14 protein-coding genes are annotated in these 15,455 nt (G+C 63.1%); 3 read left to right on the plus strand and 11 right to left on the minus strand.

Features of this window, described 5'->3' with window-relative positions; translation table 11 throughout:
* Positions 1-74: 74 nt before the first annotated feature.
* Entirely contained in the window at positions 75-2,786 is a 2,712-nt protein-coding gene (locus FH061_RS21120; RefSeq protein ID WP_192805178.1) for a bifunctional diguanylate cyclase/phosphodiesterase, read from the minus strand.
* A gap of 296 nt (positions 2,787-3,082) precedes the next feature.
* On the opposite strand from FH061_RS21120, the gene FH061_RS21125 reads away from it, so the two are divergent.
* Positions 3,083-3,388 (plus strand): hypothetical protein, encoded by a 306-nt coding sequence (locus tag FH061_RS21125; protein ID WP_225984782.1) that lies wholly within the window; start codon positions 3,083-3,085, stop codon positions 3,386-3,388.
* 93 nt (positions 3,389-3,481) lie between these two features.
* Here FH061_RS21125 and FH061_RS21130 read toward each other — a convergent pair whose 3' ends face one another.
* The 3 genes from FH061_RS21130 to FH061_RS31130 all read right to left on the minus strand — a co-directional run bounded on the left by FH061_RS21130 (position 3,482) and on the right by FH061_RS31130 (position 5,140).
* Entirely contained in the window at positions 3,482-3,925 is a 444-nt protein-coding gene (locus tag FH061_RS21130; protein ID WP_151637810.1) for a DUF3597 domain-containing protein, read from the minus strand.
* A 171-nt stretch (positions 3,926-4,096) separates the two neighbouring features.
* Positions 4,097-4,705: a hypothetical protein gene (locus FH061_RS21135; protein WP_151637811.1), complete on the minus strand. Its 609-nt coding sequence runs from the start codon at positions 4,703-4,705 to the stop codon at positions 4,097-4,099.
* 45 nt (positions 4,706-4,750) lie between these two features.
* Positions 4,751-5,140 (minus strand): hypothetical protein, encoded by a 390-nt coding sequence (locus tag FH061_RS31130; RefSeq protein ID WP_225984783.1) that lies wholly within the window; start codon positions 5,138-5,140, stop codon positions 4,751-4,753.
* 253 nt (positions 5,141-5,393) lie between these two features.
* On the opposite strand from FH061_RS31130, the gene FH061_RS21145 reads away from it, so the two are divergent.
* The gene (locus tag FH061_RS21145; protein WP_151637812.1) at positions 5,394-5,813 is read left to right on the plus strand and encodes a PACE efflux transporter; all 420 of its coding nucleotides are present in this window, start codon (positions 5,394-5,396) and stop codon (positions 5,811-5,813) included.
* A 24-nt stretch (positions 5,814-5,837) separates the two neighbouring features.
* Here the strand turns inward: FH061_RS21145 and FH061_RS21150 are convergent, their stop codons facing one another.
* The 4 genes from FH061_RS21150 to FH061_RS21165 form a co-directional block, all read right to left on the minus strand.
* Positions 5,838-6,917 (minus strand): phosphotransferase, encoded by a 1,080-nt coding sequence (locus FH061_RS21150; protein WP_151637813.1) that lies wholly within the window; start codon positions 6,915-6,917, stop codon positions 5,838-5,840.
* A gap of 71 nt (positions 6,918-6,988) precedes the next feature.
* Complete coding sequence (locus tag FH061_RS21155; protein WP_151637814.1) at positions 6,989-7,762, minus strand: SDR family oxidoreductase; 774 nt, start codon at positions 7,760-7,762, stop codon at positions 6,989-6,991.
* Between the two features lie 27 nt (positions 7,763-7,789).
* Positions 7,790-8,968 carry an acetyl-CoA C-acyltransferase gene (locus FH061_RS21160; protein ID WP_151637815.1) on the minus strand — a complete coding sequence of 393 codons (1,179 nt, stop codon included), beginning with the start codon at positions 8,966-8,968 and terminating at the stop codon, positions 7,790-7,792.
* Positions 8,969-9,038: 70 nt separating this feature from the next.
* Positions 9,039-11,153: a 3-hydroxyacyl-CoA dehydrogenase NAD-binding domain-containing protein gene (locus FH061_RS21165; protein WP_225984784.1), complete on the minus strand. Its 2,115-nt coding sequence runs from the start codon at positions 11,151-11,153 to the stop codon at positions 9,039-9,041.
* A 273-nt stretch (positions 11,154-11,426) separates the two neighbouring features.
* On the opposite strand from FH061_RS21165, the gene FH061_RS21170 reads away from it, so the two are divergent.
* A complete protein-coding gene (locus FH061_RS21170; protein WP_192805179.1) occupies positions 11,427-11,861 on the plus strand; it encodes a PaaI family thioesterase in 435 nt (144 codons plus the stop codon).
* On the opposite strand, the gene FH061_RS21175 is transcribed toward FH061_RS21170, so the two are convergent.
* The 3 genes from FH061_RS21175 to FH061_RS21185 form a co-directional block, all read right to left on the minus strand.
* The gene (locus tag FH061_RS21175; protein ID WP_151637817.1) at positions 11,847-12,665 is read right to left on the minus strand and encodes an IclR family transcriptional regulator; all 819 of its coding nucleotides are present in this window, start codon (positions 12,663-12,665) and stop codon (positions 11,847-11,849) included. The two genes, FH061_RS21170 and FH061_RS21175, sit on opposite strands and share 15 nt — an antisense overlap.
* Before the next feature lie 163 nt (positions 12,666-12,828).
* Positions 12,829-13,809: a Bug family tripartite tricarboxylate transporter substrate binding protein gene (locus FH061_RS21180; protein WP_151637818.1), complete on the minus strand. Its 981-nt coding sequence runs from the start codon at positions 13,807-13,809 to the stop codon at positions 12,829-12,831.
* Between the two features lie 163 nt (positions 13,810-13,972).
* Positions 13,973-15,430, minus strand: coding sequence for an aldehyde dehydrogenase family protein (locus FH061_RS21185; protein ID WP_151637819.1), 1,458 nt, complete (start codon positions 15,428-15,430; stop codon positions 13,973-13,975).
* Positions 15,431-15,455: the final 25 nt, after the last annotated feature.

Raw genomic sequence — 15,455 nt, forward strand, 5'->3', positions numbered from 1 at the left:
ATGAATTGATACCGATGGCGCCCTGTGCCGCCCGCCATCAAGGAGTTTTGCCGTGTTCGATAGCAAGGTGTGCATCAATGGAGCATCGCTGCCGCATCGAGAAGTGTCATCTCCGGGCGCAGGAACCGCTGCACCTCTGCCGCCGGCAAGGGTCGCGAGACCAGATAACCCTGAATCTCGTCGCATCCCAACTGTTGCAGCACGCTCAGTTGCTCCGCATGTTCTACGCCTTCGGCAACCACGCGCATGTCGAGCGCCTTGGCCATGGAGATGATGGCCTTGAACAGGATCTCGCCTTCCTTTCCGGTACCCAGCTGAGCGGTGAAGGCACGGTCGATCTTGAGCACGTCGACATCCAGCTTGTGCAGGATGGACAGCGAAGAATAGCCGGTGCCGAAATCGTCGAGATGCACCGATACGCCCATCGCATGCAGCGCGGTGAGCTGGTCGTACACCTGTTCGGCATTGCTCACCATGATCGATTCCGTGAGTTCGATTTCGATCAGGCTGGCGGGAAGTCCATGACGCTCCACATGCGCCGCCAGCATTTCGTCCACGCTGCCTTCGTTGAACTGGCGGGCCGACGCGTTCACCGATACCGGCACCACGTCCAGTCCGCCTTCCCGCCATTGCACGAGCTGCGCGCAGACCTTGTCCATCACCATGGCGCCAAGCTGCAGGATGAGACCGGAGCCCTCGGCGATAGGAATGAAGTCGCCCGGATACACCAGCCCCCGCAAAGGATGCTGCCAGCGCACCAGCGCTTCCAGTCCCAGCAGCCTGCCCGAACGGGCGTCGACGCGCGGCTGGTAATGAAGGACGAACTGGTCCTGTTCCAGCGCCTGCACCAGTTCGGCTTCCATTTCGCGCCGGGTCTGGATGCGGGCATAAAATTCCTGGTCGTAGAAACGATAGTGCCCCTTGCTGCCCGACTTGACCGTGTACATCGCGATGTCCGCATTCCGGATCAGGGTCTCGGCATCGCCGCCGTCCTTGGGGAACAGGCTGATGCCGATGGAAGCACCGACCTGGCATTCGCGCGACCCGACCTGGAACGGTTCTTCGAGCGCGGCGTTGATGCGGTGCGCGACTTCGGCGGCATCGTCGTCCCGTGCGATCCCCTCGAGAACAATGATGAATTCATCGCCGCCGAAACGGGTGATTCTGTCCGACGGCCTGAGCACGCCGCGCAGGCGCCGGACCACCGCCTGCAGCAGCTGGTCGCCGGTGGAATGGCCCCAGGTGTCATTGACGGCCTTGAACTTGTCGAGATCGACGAACAGTATGGCGAGCAGGCCATTGCGCACGGCAGCCTGGGCCAGGGCCACCGGCATATAGCCGGCGAGCCAGTGACGGTTGGGCAGGCCGGTGAGACTGTCCTGCTCCGACATCCTGTCTCGCTCCTGTTCCAGCCGTTTGCGCTCGCTGATATCGCGCAGCGTGACAGCGATGCCATCCTCGGCGCGGACGAATTTCCGATGAAGCCATGCCGACTTCACCAGGCTTTTCCCCGTGGTCTGGAATTCATCCTCGTAATACCCGCTCCGCATCACATGTTGGGCGGTCGCCAGCAACTGTTCCAGCATCGGATCGCTGTACAGGGTCTTCAGGCGTCCGCCGAGAATCCGGGTGCGCTGGGAGCCGTACAGTTCGGCGCCGCGCTCATTGCAATCCACCAATTCGTAATCGAGCACGTCGTCGCTGCTGCCGTAGATCGGCCGCCACATGTAGAAACCCTCGTTGGCGCCCTCTGTCGCGACCCGATAGGTCTGGCGCACGAGTTCTTCCCGGTGCCGGCGCCATGCCAGGCGCAGCGACATGACGGTGGCGATGACGGCAAACAGCACCAGCATGCAGGTTCCTCCCAGACCGATCTTGACGTACGTCGCCCGCGCATTCTGCAGCGGCTCCAGTACGTCGGGCTGGCCCAGGCCGACCACCGCATGCAGCGGATAGCCGGGCACGGGTACGGATGCGAGGTAGCGCAGCACGCCATCGGCGAACCAACCGGGGCGGCTCACATCGCTGTAGTCGGGGCCGGAGGCAAGCATGTCGCGCGTGATGACCGATGGCTGGAGCAGGCTGTCAGTTTCACTGCCGACCTTGGCCGCGCGCAGGATGCCGTCCTGCCCCACCAGCGCGAGAATCCCCGTTGCGCCGAGGGTGGATTTGTTGGCGGAGGCGGCCAGGAAAGGCGTACCGGTCGAAGCGGTGATGATGCCGTCGAATTGTCCATCGTCCCGGTCGAGCCGGCGGGTGAAAGTGACGATCTCCTTGTCATTGAAACGTCCGACAAGCGGCGCGCCGATGTAAAGGGCGGGCGACGGATTGGCCGTATGATGCTTGAAATAGTCGCGCCCGGTGATCGACATGCCGACCGCGTTGTACAGGGTGCTGGAGACGATGACGCCGTCGCGGTTGCTGATCGAAATGGCAACCAGGGTCGGGTCGATGAAACTGGCGCGGCTTCGTATCTGTTCCAGCCTGAAATGCCCTTGCGACCGCTCCCAATTGCTCTTCAACAATGCAGTAATGTGATCAAGCTCGCCGATGGTGTGGGAGATCTGTCTTGCATACGTCGCCGACAGCATGCTGGCGTCAACACGCGCTTCCTTCTCCAGATGCTGGCGATCGCTGTCCAGCAGGGAGGCGAGCAAGGCCCACAGTACCGCGCCAAGAATCAGGCACAGGGCCGGCCAGGCACAAATCAGCCGTCCATGCTGACGAATAAATCTCTGTTTCTCCGGCGTGAGCCTGATCGAACGTTTAAGGGAATCAAAATGCATGAATGGGCGGTCATGACTGGGACAGCCGAAAGAGTAACGCATTATATTTCCTTAAGGCAACATATTGCGTTACAAAATCCCTAAATGCCGGAGAAACACGACTTCATGCGCTTGGAATTGTCATGGGTGCCTGCGCGAAGCGGTCACTGCCAGGTCCGCGGGAGGAGAGATATTTTCCGGTGCCGAACGGACAAAAGCGGTCAAAAGTGGTCAATACTGATGGGGCCGGCGAGGGCTTTGCTCGCCGATGGCAGGCAACTCATGAATATTGCAGGGAGGCGCTTATCAATTATCCCGTGACTCCGGATGGACGCTATTTCGTGGTACGCGGACGCCTGTGGCGGATGTCCGATCCCGCCCTGCCCGACAGCCGCAGACAGGCTCTTACCTCGGAGCTGATGGCGGCGCGGCGGGCGGTCGCCGCGGCGCAGAAGGCCGGGAATCCGGGACAGCTCGCCGCGGCACGGGCCGCCGTGCATGCGGCGAAGCTCGCCCTGGGGGAGCGCGGCCCGGTGTGGTGGAAGGATGGCGCGCCGGATTACAACCGGCGCATGGCAAAAAATACGCCCTATGCGGACTGGCATGCCGGTCTGCAGGCGTAATGCGACTGCAGACCTGGCCGTGCGGGGAGGGACATGTTCCCTGCCGTCCGGTTTGTCCGGTGCGTGCGGAGGACGGACAAACCAGGCCAGGCATCAATCCTTCAGATCGGCCGGTACCTTGCCGCCATTGGCCGCCAGTTTGTTCATGACCTGCTTGTGCAGCCAGATGTTCATCGCGGCGGAATCGTTCATGTCGCCCGAGTATTGCAGTTCCTGCGCCAGTTCCTTGCGGGCCGCAAGGCTGCTGTCGAGGTCGAGCAGCTTGAGCAGATCCACGATCGAGGTGCGCCAGTTCAGCTTCTGCGAATTCTTCTGGGCCATGTCATTCAACACTTGCTCGACATCAACCTGCTCCATGGCGGCAGGAGCAGCTTGCGAGGCCTGGCCCTGCTGACCCGGGACGGCGGCTGGCGCTGCTTGTGGTGCCGCTTGTGGTGCCGCCTGCGTTGCTGCCTGTCCGGAAGTCTGCTGCCCCTGCGCATTGGCAGCATGCGACGAAGGGAAAATCTTGCCGAAGATATTGCTCAGGATGCCCATGTTTCCTCTCCTAAAGATTGTTAAATTGCTCAGCTTGGAGCACCGGGCCTTTCCTTAGGTTCCATCAGTCTTGCCTCCGAAAGAGGCAGCGCAAACGGCATGGCCTGATGTGCTGCCGGGTGGAATCGAAGCGGATCGCTCCACCCGGGCACCGGACCAGCAGCCTGCCACTCAGCGATATCGATGATTTGCCATCAGCCTGTCGATATCGCGATCGAGCATGGCCAGCTCTTCCCGCAACTGCCGCCGTTCACCGCGCGACAGATAGCCGTCGGCATTGAACTGCGCTTCAAGCCGATATAAATCCCGCTCCTGCATGCGCAGCCTGCCGGCTTCGCGCGGGGTCAGATGGCCGCTGCGGATGCCCTGGTCTATGCGCGCCCGGATGTGCGCATGCGAATCAAGCACGCCCGGGCGATGGTCGGGATGGCTTGCCGAGGCGGACTGGCGGGCAATCGCACGCTCGACATCGGCGCGCATGGACTCCATGTCCTGCCGGAGCGCCTGCCGCTCGCCGGGCGAGGCGTGGCCGTCGCGCTTCATGCGCATTTCACGTGCCTGCAGTTCGCGCTCGCGCTGGTACAGGGCGTCGGCTTCGCGCGGGGTGATCCGTCCGCTGGCAATCCCCTGCTCGATGCGCAGCCGGATCTGTGCCTGCGCATGATCGATCCCCGGGGTATGCATGTCCTGCGCGCCGGCCGGGGACAGGCCTGCGCCAGCCAGTGACAACGTCAGCGCCAGTGCCGACGCGATCGTGGAAACAAGTGATTTTGCATTCATGGCTGCTTATCCTTTCAAGACGAACGAGTGGATTCGTGCTGCAGATCAGTAACGATAGGGATTGTTCGGACGGCGGTCATGCCGGTTCGGCACGCCATCGCCATCCCGGTCATAAACCTGTCCGCGCGGATAATGCGGATGGGCATGGCGCGGCGGCCCGTAACCCGGATGGTTGTATACGCGGGCGCTTCCGCTCACATGGACACCGGGATCGCTGACCGGCACCGCGACGCAGCCGCCGAGCATGGTGCAGACCGCGGCCGCGGGCAACAGGAATGCTTTCATCATTTCTCCTTGTTTGACGATGCACTTGAAATGCACTGAACGATGCTTCGATGCGGCTTGCACCCGAGGCGCGGCACGCAGCTGGAAACCGCCTGTCGCCAGCCAGTCCGGCGATGCGCTGTTCCATGCCTGTATTAAATGCCGAAGCATGCTTTCCGCCTACGCGAAAAGCGTAAGGAGAGTTACCGGATGTATGTACCCTAATGTATGCGCCATGTATCAATGCCGCGGCGGCAGATTGTCGCGGACATTCGGGGAAGCGCTGGTGAACGCTGGTGAGCGCCGTGCCGGAAGAGGCCGACGCGGCCGGCGATGGTGTTGCGCCGAATTGCTTACAATGCCTGTTTCGCCACCTGGAAATTATTTTCGGCTGGCTCGCGTCAACCAGAAAACAGGAACCGTTTTGCAAGGAATCAAGCGCAAGGTCGTCTACGTCTGCCTGTACGAGGCCATCGCCATCACCATCTGCAGCGTCAGTTTTTCCGCACTGTCGGACAAGGGCCTGGAACATGCGACCGCTCTGTCAATCGCGTGTTCGGCCATCGCCGTGATGTGGAATCTGGCATTCAATGCCTTGTTCGAACGCTGGGAATCGCGGCAGACCGTGCGCGGCCGCAGTCTCGCCCGCCGTGCCGCGCATGCGGTGGGATTCGAAGGAGGACTGATCGTCATGCTGGTGCCGATCATTGCATGGTGGCTGGAGGTGAGCCTGCTCCAGTCCTTGTTGATGGACATCGGCCTGTCCATTTTTTTCCTGGTCTATACCTTTGTATTCGGCTGGGCATTCGACCGCCTCTTCGGGCTGCCGGCATCGGCGGCATGATTCGCCGCCGACCTGCGGCCGCTGTCAGTTGCGCCGTTCTATCTGCTCCACCAGCGCCCAGGCCTGCTCCGCAAGCGGACGGGTGCGCTTGCCGGTTTCCACGGCATCGGCGCTGGCCGCATTGCCGAGTTGCGCGCGCTTGACGATGCCTTGCAGAATGCCGACCAGCCGGAACATGTTGAACACCATGTAGTACTCCCAGTCGCTCGTCGGCAGGTCCGCACGGCCGGTGCGCTCGCAATACATCCGCACGTACTCTTCTTCGGTCGGAATCCCCAGTTCCGTCAGCGGCACGCCGCCCAGTCCGCGCGCACGCCCTTGCGGCATGCGCCAGGTCATGCAGTGATAGGCGAAATCAGCCAGCGGGTGGCCGAGCGTCGACAGCTCCCAGTCCAGCACGGCGAGAATGCGCGGCTCGGTCGGATGAAAGATCACGTTGTCGATGCGGAAATCGCCGTGCACGATGCGTGTCTCATCGCCGGAAGGAATATGCCGGGGCAGCCACTCGATCAGGTTTTCCACCGCCTCGATGCGCTCGGTCTCGGAAGCGCGATACTGCTTGGTCCAGCGCGCCACCTGCCGCTCGATATAGCTGCCGGGCTTGCCGTAGCTGGCGAGGCCGACCGCTTCGTAATCCACGCTGTGCAGCGCGGCAATGACGCGATTCATTTCGTTGAACAGCGCGCGCCGCTCGCCGGCTTCAAAGCCGGGCAATGCCGAATTCCAGAGGATGCGGCCCTGCACGTAGTCCATGATGTAAAACGCGCTGCCGATGACGGAATCGTCCTCGCACAGCGCATGGGCTTTGGCGACCGGCACATCGGTATTGGCCAGCGCGCTGATGACCCGGTACTCGCGGTCGACCGCATGGGCCGACGGCAGCAGCGTGCCGGGCGGCTTGCGCCGCATCACATACTGGTGCCCGCCCGCGGTCAGCAGAAAGGTAGGATTGGATTGCCCGCCCTTGAATTGCTCCACCTGCAGTTCACCGCGGAAGTCGTCGACGTGCTGCCGCATGAAAGCAGCCAGCCGGTCGATATCGAACGCATGCTGCGGCGCCACCGGGCGGGTGCCGACGAAGCGGTCTTGGGGATCGAGAGTCATGATGTCAGTCTGGTCGGAGTTGGGAGCGGCTCAGGGTTGGATTTTCGGGTTCGGTTCGGCAGCGTGCGGATTCAAACCGCGCTGACACCGCCGTCGACCGCGATCGCCTGGCCGGTGATGTGGCGCGATGCCTCGGATGCCAGGAACACCACGACACCCTTCAGATCCTCGTCGCCGCCGATGCGATGCAGCGGCGCGCGGGCAATGATCGCATCGCCCACCTTTTCCAGCAGGCCGGCAGACATCTTGGACGGAAAGAAGCCGGGGCAGATGGCGTTCACGTTGATGTTGTACTTGCCCCATTCGGATGCCAGCGCGCGCGTGAAATTGACCGCTGCGCCCTTGGAGGTGTGGTAGGCGATCGTCGTGACGTTGGTGGCGCTGCCGCGCAGGCCTGCCACCGAGGCGATATTGATGATCTTGCCCGACTTCTGCGGAATCATGCAGCGCCGCGCGACTTCCCTGGCCAGGAAGAACAGCGAATCGACATTCAGCCCCAGCACCTTGTGCCAGGCTTCATCGGGATACTCTTCCGCCGGTGCGCTCCAGGTGGCGCCGGCATTATTGACGAGGATGTCGATGGTGCCGAAACGCTGCACCACCTCGTCCACCAGCGCGGGAATCTGCTCGCTCTTGGACAGATCGTTCGTCACGGTGAGCACTTCATAACCCATGCCTTCGAGATGCTGTTTCGCTTCGGCCAGCTCATCGGCCTTGCGCGCACTGATGGCGAGCCTGCAGCCCATCTCGCCGAGCGCCTCGGCCATCTGCAGGCCCAGCCCGCGCGAGCCGCCGGTGATCAGCGCGATCTTGCCGTCGAGCTGGAATAATTGTTTGACGCCCATCGCTTGTCTCCTTCTATCGTTGTTTGTTCAGCAGACCTCGAACAGGCCCGCCGCGCCCTGCCCGCCGCCGACGCACATGGTGACCACCACATACTTCGCGCCGCGGCGCTTGCCTTCGATCAGCGCATGGCCGGTCAGGCGCGAGCCGGTGACGCCATACGGATGGCCGACCGCGATTGCGCCGCCATTGACGTTGAGCAGTTCATCCGGAATGCCCAGCTTGTCGCGGCAATACAGCACCTGGCAGGCAAAGGCTTCATTCAGTTCCCACAGGCCGATGTCTTCCATCTTGAGGCCGTTGCGTTCCAGCAGGCGCGGAATCGCATATACCGGGCCGATGCCCATCTCGTCCGGCTCGCAGCCGGCAACCGTGAAGCCGCGGAAGATGCCGAGCGGCTGGATGCCGCGGCGCTCGGCCAGCTTGGCGCTCATCACCACGCAGGCCGACGAACCGTCGGAAAACTGGCTGGCATTGCCGGCGGTGATGACGCCGCCCGGCAGCGCCGAGCGGATCTTCGATACGCCTTCAAGCGTGGTATCGGCACGAATGCCTTCGTCGGCGGAAATGGTGACTTCGCGGGTGGTGATGCGGCCCGTTTCCTTGTCGGCCACGCCCATGACGGTGGTCATCGGCACGATCTCGTCGTCGAACTTGCCGGCAGCCTGGGCTGCCGCCGCGCGCAGCTGGCTGCGCACGCCATACTCGTCCTGGGCTTCCTTGGAGATGTTGTAGCGCTTGGCCACCTGCTCGGCCGTCTGCAGCATGCTCCAGTAGATTTCCGGCTTGTGCTCGATCAGCCATGGATCCTGGCGCATGTGGCGATTGGTCTCGTTCTGCACGCAGGAAATCGATTCCACGCCGCCGGCCACCATCACCGGCACGCGGTCGACCATGACGCGCTGGGCCGCCATGGCGATGGCCTGCAGGCCGGAAGAACAGAAGCGGTTGATGGTCGCGCCGGCAGCCGTCACCGGCAAGCCGGCGCGCAATGCGATGGCGCGGGCCACGTTGCCGCCGGTGGTGCCTTCGGACAGGGAGCCGCCCATCAGCACATCTTCCACCTCCGCCGGATCGATGCCGGCGCGCTCTACCGCGGCACGTACCGCATGGGCGCCGAGGGTGGCGCCATAGGTCATGTTGAAGGCGCCCTTCCACGACTTGGCAAGTCCGGTGCGGGCGGTGGAGACGATGACTGCATCATTCACGTTGGATTCCTTTAAGTTTTCTGAATGGTTTGAACGGCCTGCATGCGCGGCAGCGGATCATGCAGCCTTGTCAGCTGAACGATTCGCCGCTGTTGGCCATGCACACCAGCGAGGACGCCGGCGTCCAGAATGCCTTGTCGCCGTTGGGCATCGCCGCGAACCGCCGCATCTTCTCGACCACATTCGGCAGGCCCACGGTTTCCGCATACAGCATCGGTCCGCCGCGGTGCGCCGGGAAGCCGTAGCCGGTGAGATACACCATGTCGATATCGGAGGCGCGCGCCGCAATGCCTTCCTCGAGGATGCGCGCGCCTTCGTTGACCAGCGCGAACATGCAGCGTTCGACGATTTCCTCGTCGCTGATCTTGCGCGGCGCGACGCCCGCTTCGGCGCGGGCCGCCTTGATGATGTCATCGACTTCCGCATCCGGCAGCGCATCGCGCTTGCCGGCTTCGTAGCGATACCAGCCCTTGCCGGTCTTCTGGCCGAAGCGGCCGAGTTCGCACAGGCGGTCGGCGATCACCGAGCGCTTCATGTCGGGATTCTCCGCATACTGGCGCTTGCGCACCGCCCATCCGATATCGAGACCGGCGAGATCGCCCATGCGGAACGGCCCCATGGCCATGCCCCATTTTTCCAGCGCGCGGTCGATCTGCTGCGGCGACGCGCCTTCATCGAGCAGCGCATTGGCCTGGTTGCGGTAATACTTGAGCATGCGATTGCCGATGAAGCCGTCGCAGACCCCCGACACGACGCCGACCTTTCTGATGGTCTTGGCCAGCTGCATCACGGTGGCCAGCACGTCCTTGCCGGTGTGCTCGGCGCGCACGATTTCCAGCAGGCGCATCACATTGGCAGGGCTGAAGAAATGCAGGCCGACCACATCCTGCGGGCGCTTGGTGAAACCGGCGATCCGGTTCATGTCCAGCGTCGAGGTATTGCTGGCAAGGATGGCGCCAGGCTTCATGACTTCGTCGAGCTTGCCGAACACCTGCTCCTTGACGCCCATGTCCTCGAACACCGCCTCGATCACCAGGTCGGCGGAGCCGATATCCTCGTATGACAACGTCGATGTCAGCAGCCCCATGCGCTGTTCCAGGCTCTCGCTGCTCAGCTTGCCTTTCTTGACCGAGTTTTCATAATTCTTGCGTATGGTCGCGATGCCGCGGTCGAGCGCTTCCTGCTTCATCTCCAGCAGCACCACAGGGATGCCGGCATTGAGGAAGTTCATCGCGATGCCGCCGCCCATGGTGCCGGCGCCGATCACGGCGACGCGTTCGATCTTGCGGGTGGGCGTATCGGCCGGCACATCGGGAATTTTCGCCGCGGCGCGCTCGCCGATGAAGGCATGGCGCAATGCCCGCGACTCGGGGGTGTTCATCAACCAGAGAAAGGCTTCCCGCTCGATCTTCATGCCTTCGTCGAAAGGCTTGGTAAAGGCGGCGGTCACCGCTTCCACGCATTTCAGCGGGGCCGGAAAATGTTTCGTACTGGCGGCCACGGTATTGCGGGCGAATGCCAGATAGGCTTCACCGAGCGGCTCGCTGATGCGGAGATCGCGCACGCGCTTGAGCGGCCGGTTCTCATCCACCACCTTGCGCGCAAACGCCAGCGCCGCTTCGCGCAGGTCGCCGTCCACCATTTCGTCGAACAAGGCAGTGTCTTCCAGCTTCGCCGCGGGCACGGGATTGCCGGACACGATCATGTTGAGCGCGGTATCCAGGCCGACCAGGCGCGGCAGGCGCTGCGTGCCGCCGGCGCCGGGCAGGATGCCGAGCTTGACCTCGGGCAGCGCAATCTGCGCATCCGGCCGGCCGATGCGGAAATGACAGCCCAGCGCCAGCTCCAGCCCGCCGCCCATGCAGGCGCCGCCGATGGCGGCGATGACCGGCTTGGCCGATGCTTCGACAATGCGGATCACGGTCAGCAGGTTGGGTTCCTGGCTCGCTTTGGGCGTGCCGAATTCCTTGATGTCGGCGCCGCCGGAAAATGCCCTGTCGGTGCCGATCAGGACAATGGCGCGCACCGCGGCGTCTTCCTGCGCACGCTCGACACCCGCGATGATGCCCCGCCGCAGACTCAGCCCGAGACCATTGACGGGCGGATTGTTGAGACTGATGACGGCGATGTCTCCCTTGATCTCATACTGCGTGGTCTCCATGCTTGCGGCTCCTGTCCTGTTCATTTGTTTTTCATGCCGACCGGGTCGCCGGCACGCTTATGATTACATTCGCTGTTTTGCATAGCAAAACAATGTTCCACTTAAGTCCCGTCGATGTTAGCAGGTGACTTACCCAGTGTAAAGCGAGCGATAGAGTGGAAATGCCTCCAAGCGCGCCTGCGCGGCATCAAATCCATTTTGATTTTCGCTGATAAGTTTTACTCTGCAGAACTGTTTGGATAGCCATGGCGAGGAATGGCATTTACAATGCGTGCATCCACCCTCGATAGAAAAATCATGGCAGAGCAAGTATCGGCAGAGTCCCTTCCCGTGCCGGAAGGTTTCGAGAAACTGAATCGGGGCGGGCCTTATTTCGGCGCGCTGGGTCCGGTCTATGAGAAGAGAATCGGGGAACGCGAGGCGATATTCGGGGTGCGGATCAGTTCAGGACATCTCAACGGCAATGGCGTGGCCCACGGCGGCATGCTGGCGACCCTCGCCGACAGCGTGCTCGGCATCGCCATCCTGCGCGCCCATGCGGACAAGCGCATCGCCACCGTCAATCTCACGACCGACTTCATGGAAGCCGCGCGCCCGGGCGACTGGGTCGAGGCGCACGTGGAGATTCATCGCAGCGGCAGCCGGCTGGCATTCGCCGCCTGCTTCCTGCAAGTGGGAGAACGCCGCATCCTGCGTGCGAGCGGCGTGTTTGCGATGTCAGCCAAAGTTTGAGGATTCGAGCCGGCGTACCAGTTCCAGCAGCCGCGGCCTGACTTCATCGATCAGGAATTCCCTGGACAGGCTCGACGAAGGACCGCCGCAATTCATCACCATCGCCGGGATGGTACCGCTGGAACGGAATGCCACCGCGATGCCGTTCACATCCTTCTGCCAGTCGCAGAACGAAGTAGCGCAGCCGTATTCCTGGTAATCCTGCAGGCCGCGCGCTATGCCTTCGCGCATGGCTTCGCCGGCGGAGTCGTCGAGCTCGGTCGCCAGCTTGACGATGGCATTGCGTTCCTGCAGCGAGGCATTGGCGAGATAGGCGCGGCCGATGGCCGACGACGCCAGCGGCAGGCGCGAACCGACCTGCAGGGTCAGCGCCAGCGTTGCGGTGCTGCGCACCACTTCGGTATAGATGATCGACAGGCGGTCGCGCACGCCCAACGCCAGCGTCGCGCCGGCATAGTCGGCCAGTTCCTGCATCAGCGGCCGCGCTATCTGGCGGATGTCCATGCGCGCCAGCATCGAACTGCCCAGCGCCAGCGTGGCTGTGCCCAGCGCATAACGGCCGCCCGGCTCGACCTGGATCAGGTAGCCGCGCTTGGACAGGGTGTAGACAATGCGGGTCACCGTCGATTTGGGCAGGCCGCAGCGCTCGGATATCTGCTGATTGCTCAGCGAGACGTCGCCGGAACGGAAACAGGACAGCACGTCCAGCCCGCGCGAAAGCGCGGTGATGAAATAACGGTCTTCGCCCGTCTTGGGCTCCTCGGCGGAAGCCAGGTCTTCAATATCGTTGTCGCGGGAATTCATTTGGGTAACCTTGGAGACAGCGGACGGACTCGAACCGGAAAGCCGGAGATGCGCCGCTATCGTTGCTTGCATGCCGGGAAACTTTACAGGATGCCCCGGCAGACTTCAATCAAGCAATCAACATGCGGCGCATATCAGCCTTTCGGAACGCCCCAAACTCGGATTATTCCGCCTTGGCGCCCGAGTCCTTGACCACCTTGCTCCATTTGGCGATCTCGGCGCGCTGGTAAGTCACCAGTTCCTCGGCGCTCGACCCGACCGGTTCCAGGCCGATATCGAGCAGCTTCTTGGATGCCTCCGGCGACTTCAGTATCTTCTGCACTTCCGCCTGCAGCTTGTCGACGATCGGCTTGGGCACGCCGGGCGATGTGAACAAGGCAAACCAAGAGACCGCTTCGAAACCCGGCAATCCCTGTTCGGCAATGGTGGGAATATCCGGCGCCGCCGGGGAGCGCTTGGCGCTGGTGACGCCGAGCGCGCGCAGCTTGCCTTCCCTGACCAGCGGCAGGCTGGACGGCATGTTATCGAACATCATCGTCACGCGACCGCCGAGCAGGTCGGGAATCGCACTGGCGCGGCCCTTGTACGGGATGTGCTGCATGTCGATGCCGGTCTGGGTCTTGAACAATTCGCCGGATACATGGATGGAAGTGCCGGAGCCGGAGGACGCGAAGGTCATCTTGCCCTCCTTCTTGCCGAGCGCGATGAACTCCTGCAGGTTCTTGGCCGGCACGCTGTTGTGCACGACCAGCATGTTGGGCGTGGTGGCGAGCAGGCTGATCGGGCTGAAATCCTTGACCATGTCGTACGGCATTTTTTCATACAGCGCGCCGTTGATCGCATGCGTGCCCACGGTGCCGACCAGCAGCGTATAGCCGTCCGGCGCGGCTTTGGCCGCCACGTCGGCGCCGATGTTGCCGCCGGCGCCGGGCTTGTTTTCCACGATCACCGGCTGGCCCCACGCGGCCTGCATGCGGTCGGCCAGCAGGCGGCCGAGGATGTCGGGAGCGCCGCCGGGCGTGAAGGTGACGATGATGCGCATCGGCTTGTTGGGGAAGTTCTGCGCCGGGGATTGCGCAAATGCGGGCGCAGCGGCCACGGCTGCGAATGCGAGGGTGAAGCTTGCTGCCAGTTTGCTAAGCATGATGTCTCCTGCCTTGTTGTGTGGGTGTTGCTGATCTTGCTGATCTTGCTATGTTGAACTGCTCCTTGCCGTCGTGTTGTCATGTTTTGCCGACCGGCGAACCGCTGCTTCGAAAACCGGCAATGCGCAGGCGCCAAGGCCTGCAGCGCATGCCGATCGGTATTCAGTAAGGCGCCTTCTCGCTCAGTACGGGAGCCCCCGGCTTGAACTGCAGCGATTTGTATTCCAGGAATTCCTCCATTCCATACTTGCCCATTTCGCGGCCGCGCCCCGACTGCTTGTAGCCGCCGAAGGGCGCGAACAGGTTGAAGGTGCCGCCATTGATATCCACCTGCCCGGTGCGCAGCCGCCGCGCCACCTGTTGCGCCCGCTCATCCGAGCCGGCCCATACGCCGCCGGCAAGCCCGTAGAGCGTGCCGTTGGCGATGCGCACCGCCTCATCCTCGTCCTTGTAGGTGATGATGGACAGGACCGGCCCGAAGATTTCTTCCTGCGCGATGGTGCTGTCCGGCTTGACGCGGCCGAACACGGTGGGCTGGACGTAATAGCCTTTCGGCAGGTCGGCCGGTGCATCCGGCCCGCCGCACAGGAGTTCGGCGCCCTCTTCCATGCCCTTGCGAATGTAGCTGCGCACCCGCTCGCGCTGCGCTTCGGACACGAGCGGGCCGAGTTTGGCGGTGCCGCCGAAGGGATCGCCCACGGTGAACTTGGAAGCCACCTCGGCCGCGATCTTCGCCGCCTCTTCATAGCGCGACTCCGGCACCAGCATGCGGGTATGCGCGGAGCAGGTCTGGCCGCTGTTGAGGAAGCAGGCGTTGACCGTGCCCTTCACCGCGGCCGCGAGGTCGGCATCGTCGAGGATCACGGACGCGGACTTGCCGCCGAGTTCCAGCGCCACCCGCTTGACCGTGGCGGCGGCCACTTCCGAAATGCGTTTTCCGGCGCGGGTCGATCCGGTGAACGACACCATGTCCACGTCCGGATGGCGCACCAGCGCCTCGCCCAGCACCGGGCCGGTGCCGCTGACGAGATTGAACACGCCGGCCGGCACGCCCGCGGCATCGATCACCTCGGCCAGGACGAAGGCGTTGAGCGGCGCCACTTCGGACGGCTTGAGCACGATGGTGCAGCCGGCCGCCATGGCCGCGGCCACCTTGGCGGCAATCTGGTGCAAGGGATAATTCCATGGCGTGATGCAGACCACCACGCCGACCGGCTCGCGCACCACCCGCGAGTTGCCCGCCACTTCTTCCCATTCGAATTCATTGGCGAGCTTGGCGTAGTAGCCGAAATTGGCGACCGGCGATCCGACCTGGATCGCGGCCGACAGCTTGACCGGCATGCCGACTTCGCCGGCGATGACTTCCGCCAGTTCCTGGCTGCGCGCCTTCAGGCCCTCGTGAATCTTGCGCAGGTAATCCGCGCGGGCCGCCGGCGGCGTGGCGCTCCAGGCGTCGAATGCGGCGCGCGCGGCCGCCACGGCGGCAGCGGCATCGTTTTCGTCGCCGTCGGGGATGGTCGCCATCACTTCCTCGGTGGAGGAGTTGATCACGTCGATGGTGTTGCGGCCCGAGGGAGTCACCCACTGGCCGTTGATGTAAAGCTTGTCTCGGTTCTGCATGCTGTCTCTCCGTGCAAGGCCCGGT

Source organism: Noviherbaspirillum aerium (assembly GCF_008929045.1).
Lineage (GTDB): Bacteria > Pseudomonadota > Gammaproteobacteria > Burkholderiales > Burkholderiaceae_D > Noviherbaspirillum > Noviherbaspirillum aerium.

Bases quoted from the DNA above. Each gene is read 5' to 3' on its own strand.
- FH061_RS21120 (WP_192805178.1), bottom strand. From the start codon at position 2,786: ATGCATTTTGATTCCCTTAAACGTTCGATCAGGCTCACGCCGGAGAAA.
- FH061_RS21130 (WP_151637810.1), bottom strand. From the start codon at position 3,925: ATGGGCATCCTGAGCAATATCTTCGGCAAGATTTTCCCTTCGTCGCAT.
- FH061_RS21135 (WP_151637811.1), bottom strand. From the start codon at position 4,705: ATGAATGCAAAATCACTTGTTTCCACGATCGCGTCGGCACTGGCGCTG.
- FH061_RS31130 (WP_225984783.1), bottom strand. From the start codon at position 5,140: ATGCTTCGGCATTTAATACAGGCATGGAACAGCGCATCGCCGGACTGG.
- FH061_RS21150 (WP_151637813.1), bottom strand. From the start codon at position 6,917: ATGACTCTCGATCCCCAAGACCGCTTCGTCGGCACCCGCCCGGTGGCG.
- FH061_RS21155 (WP_151637814.1), bottom strand. From the start codon at position 7,762: ATGGGCGTCAAACAATTATTCCAGCTCGACGGCAAGATCGCGCTGATC.
- FH061_RS21165 (WP_225984784.1), bottom strand. From the start codon at position 11,153: ATGAACAGGACAGGAGCCGCAAGCATGGAGACCACGCAGTATGAGATC.
- FH061_RS21170 (WP_192805179.1), top strand. From the start codon at position 11,427: ATGGCAGAGCAAGTATCGGCAGAGTCCCTTCCCGTGCCGGAAGGTTTC.
- FH061_RS21175 (WP_151637817.1), bottom strand. From the start codon at position 12,665: ATGAATTCCCGCGACAACGATATTGAAGACCTGGCTTCCGCCGAGGAG.
- FH061_RS21180 (WP_151637818.1), bottom strand. From the start codon at position 13,809: ATGCTTAGCAAACTGGCAGCAAGCTTCACCCTCGCATTCGCAGCCGTG.
- FH061_RS21185 (WP_151637819.1), bottom strand. From the start codon at position 15,430: ATGCAGAACCGAGACAAGCTTTACATCAACGGCCAGTGGGTGACTCCC.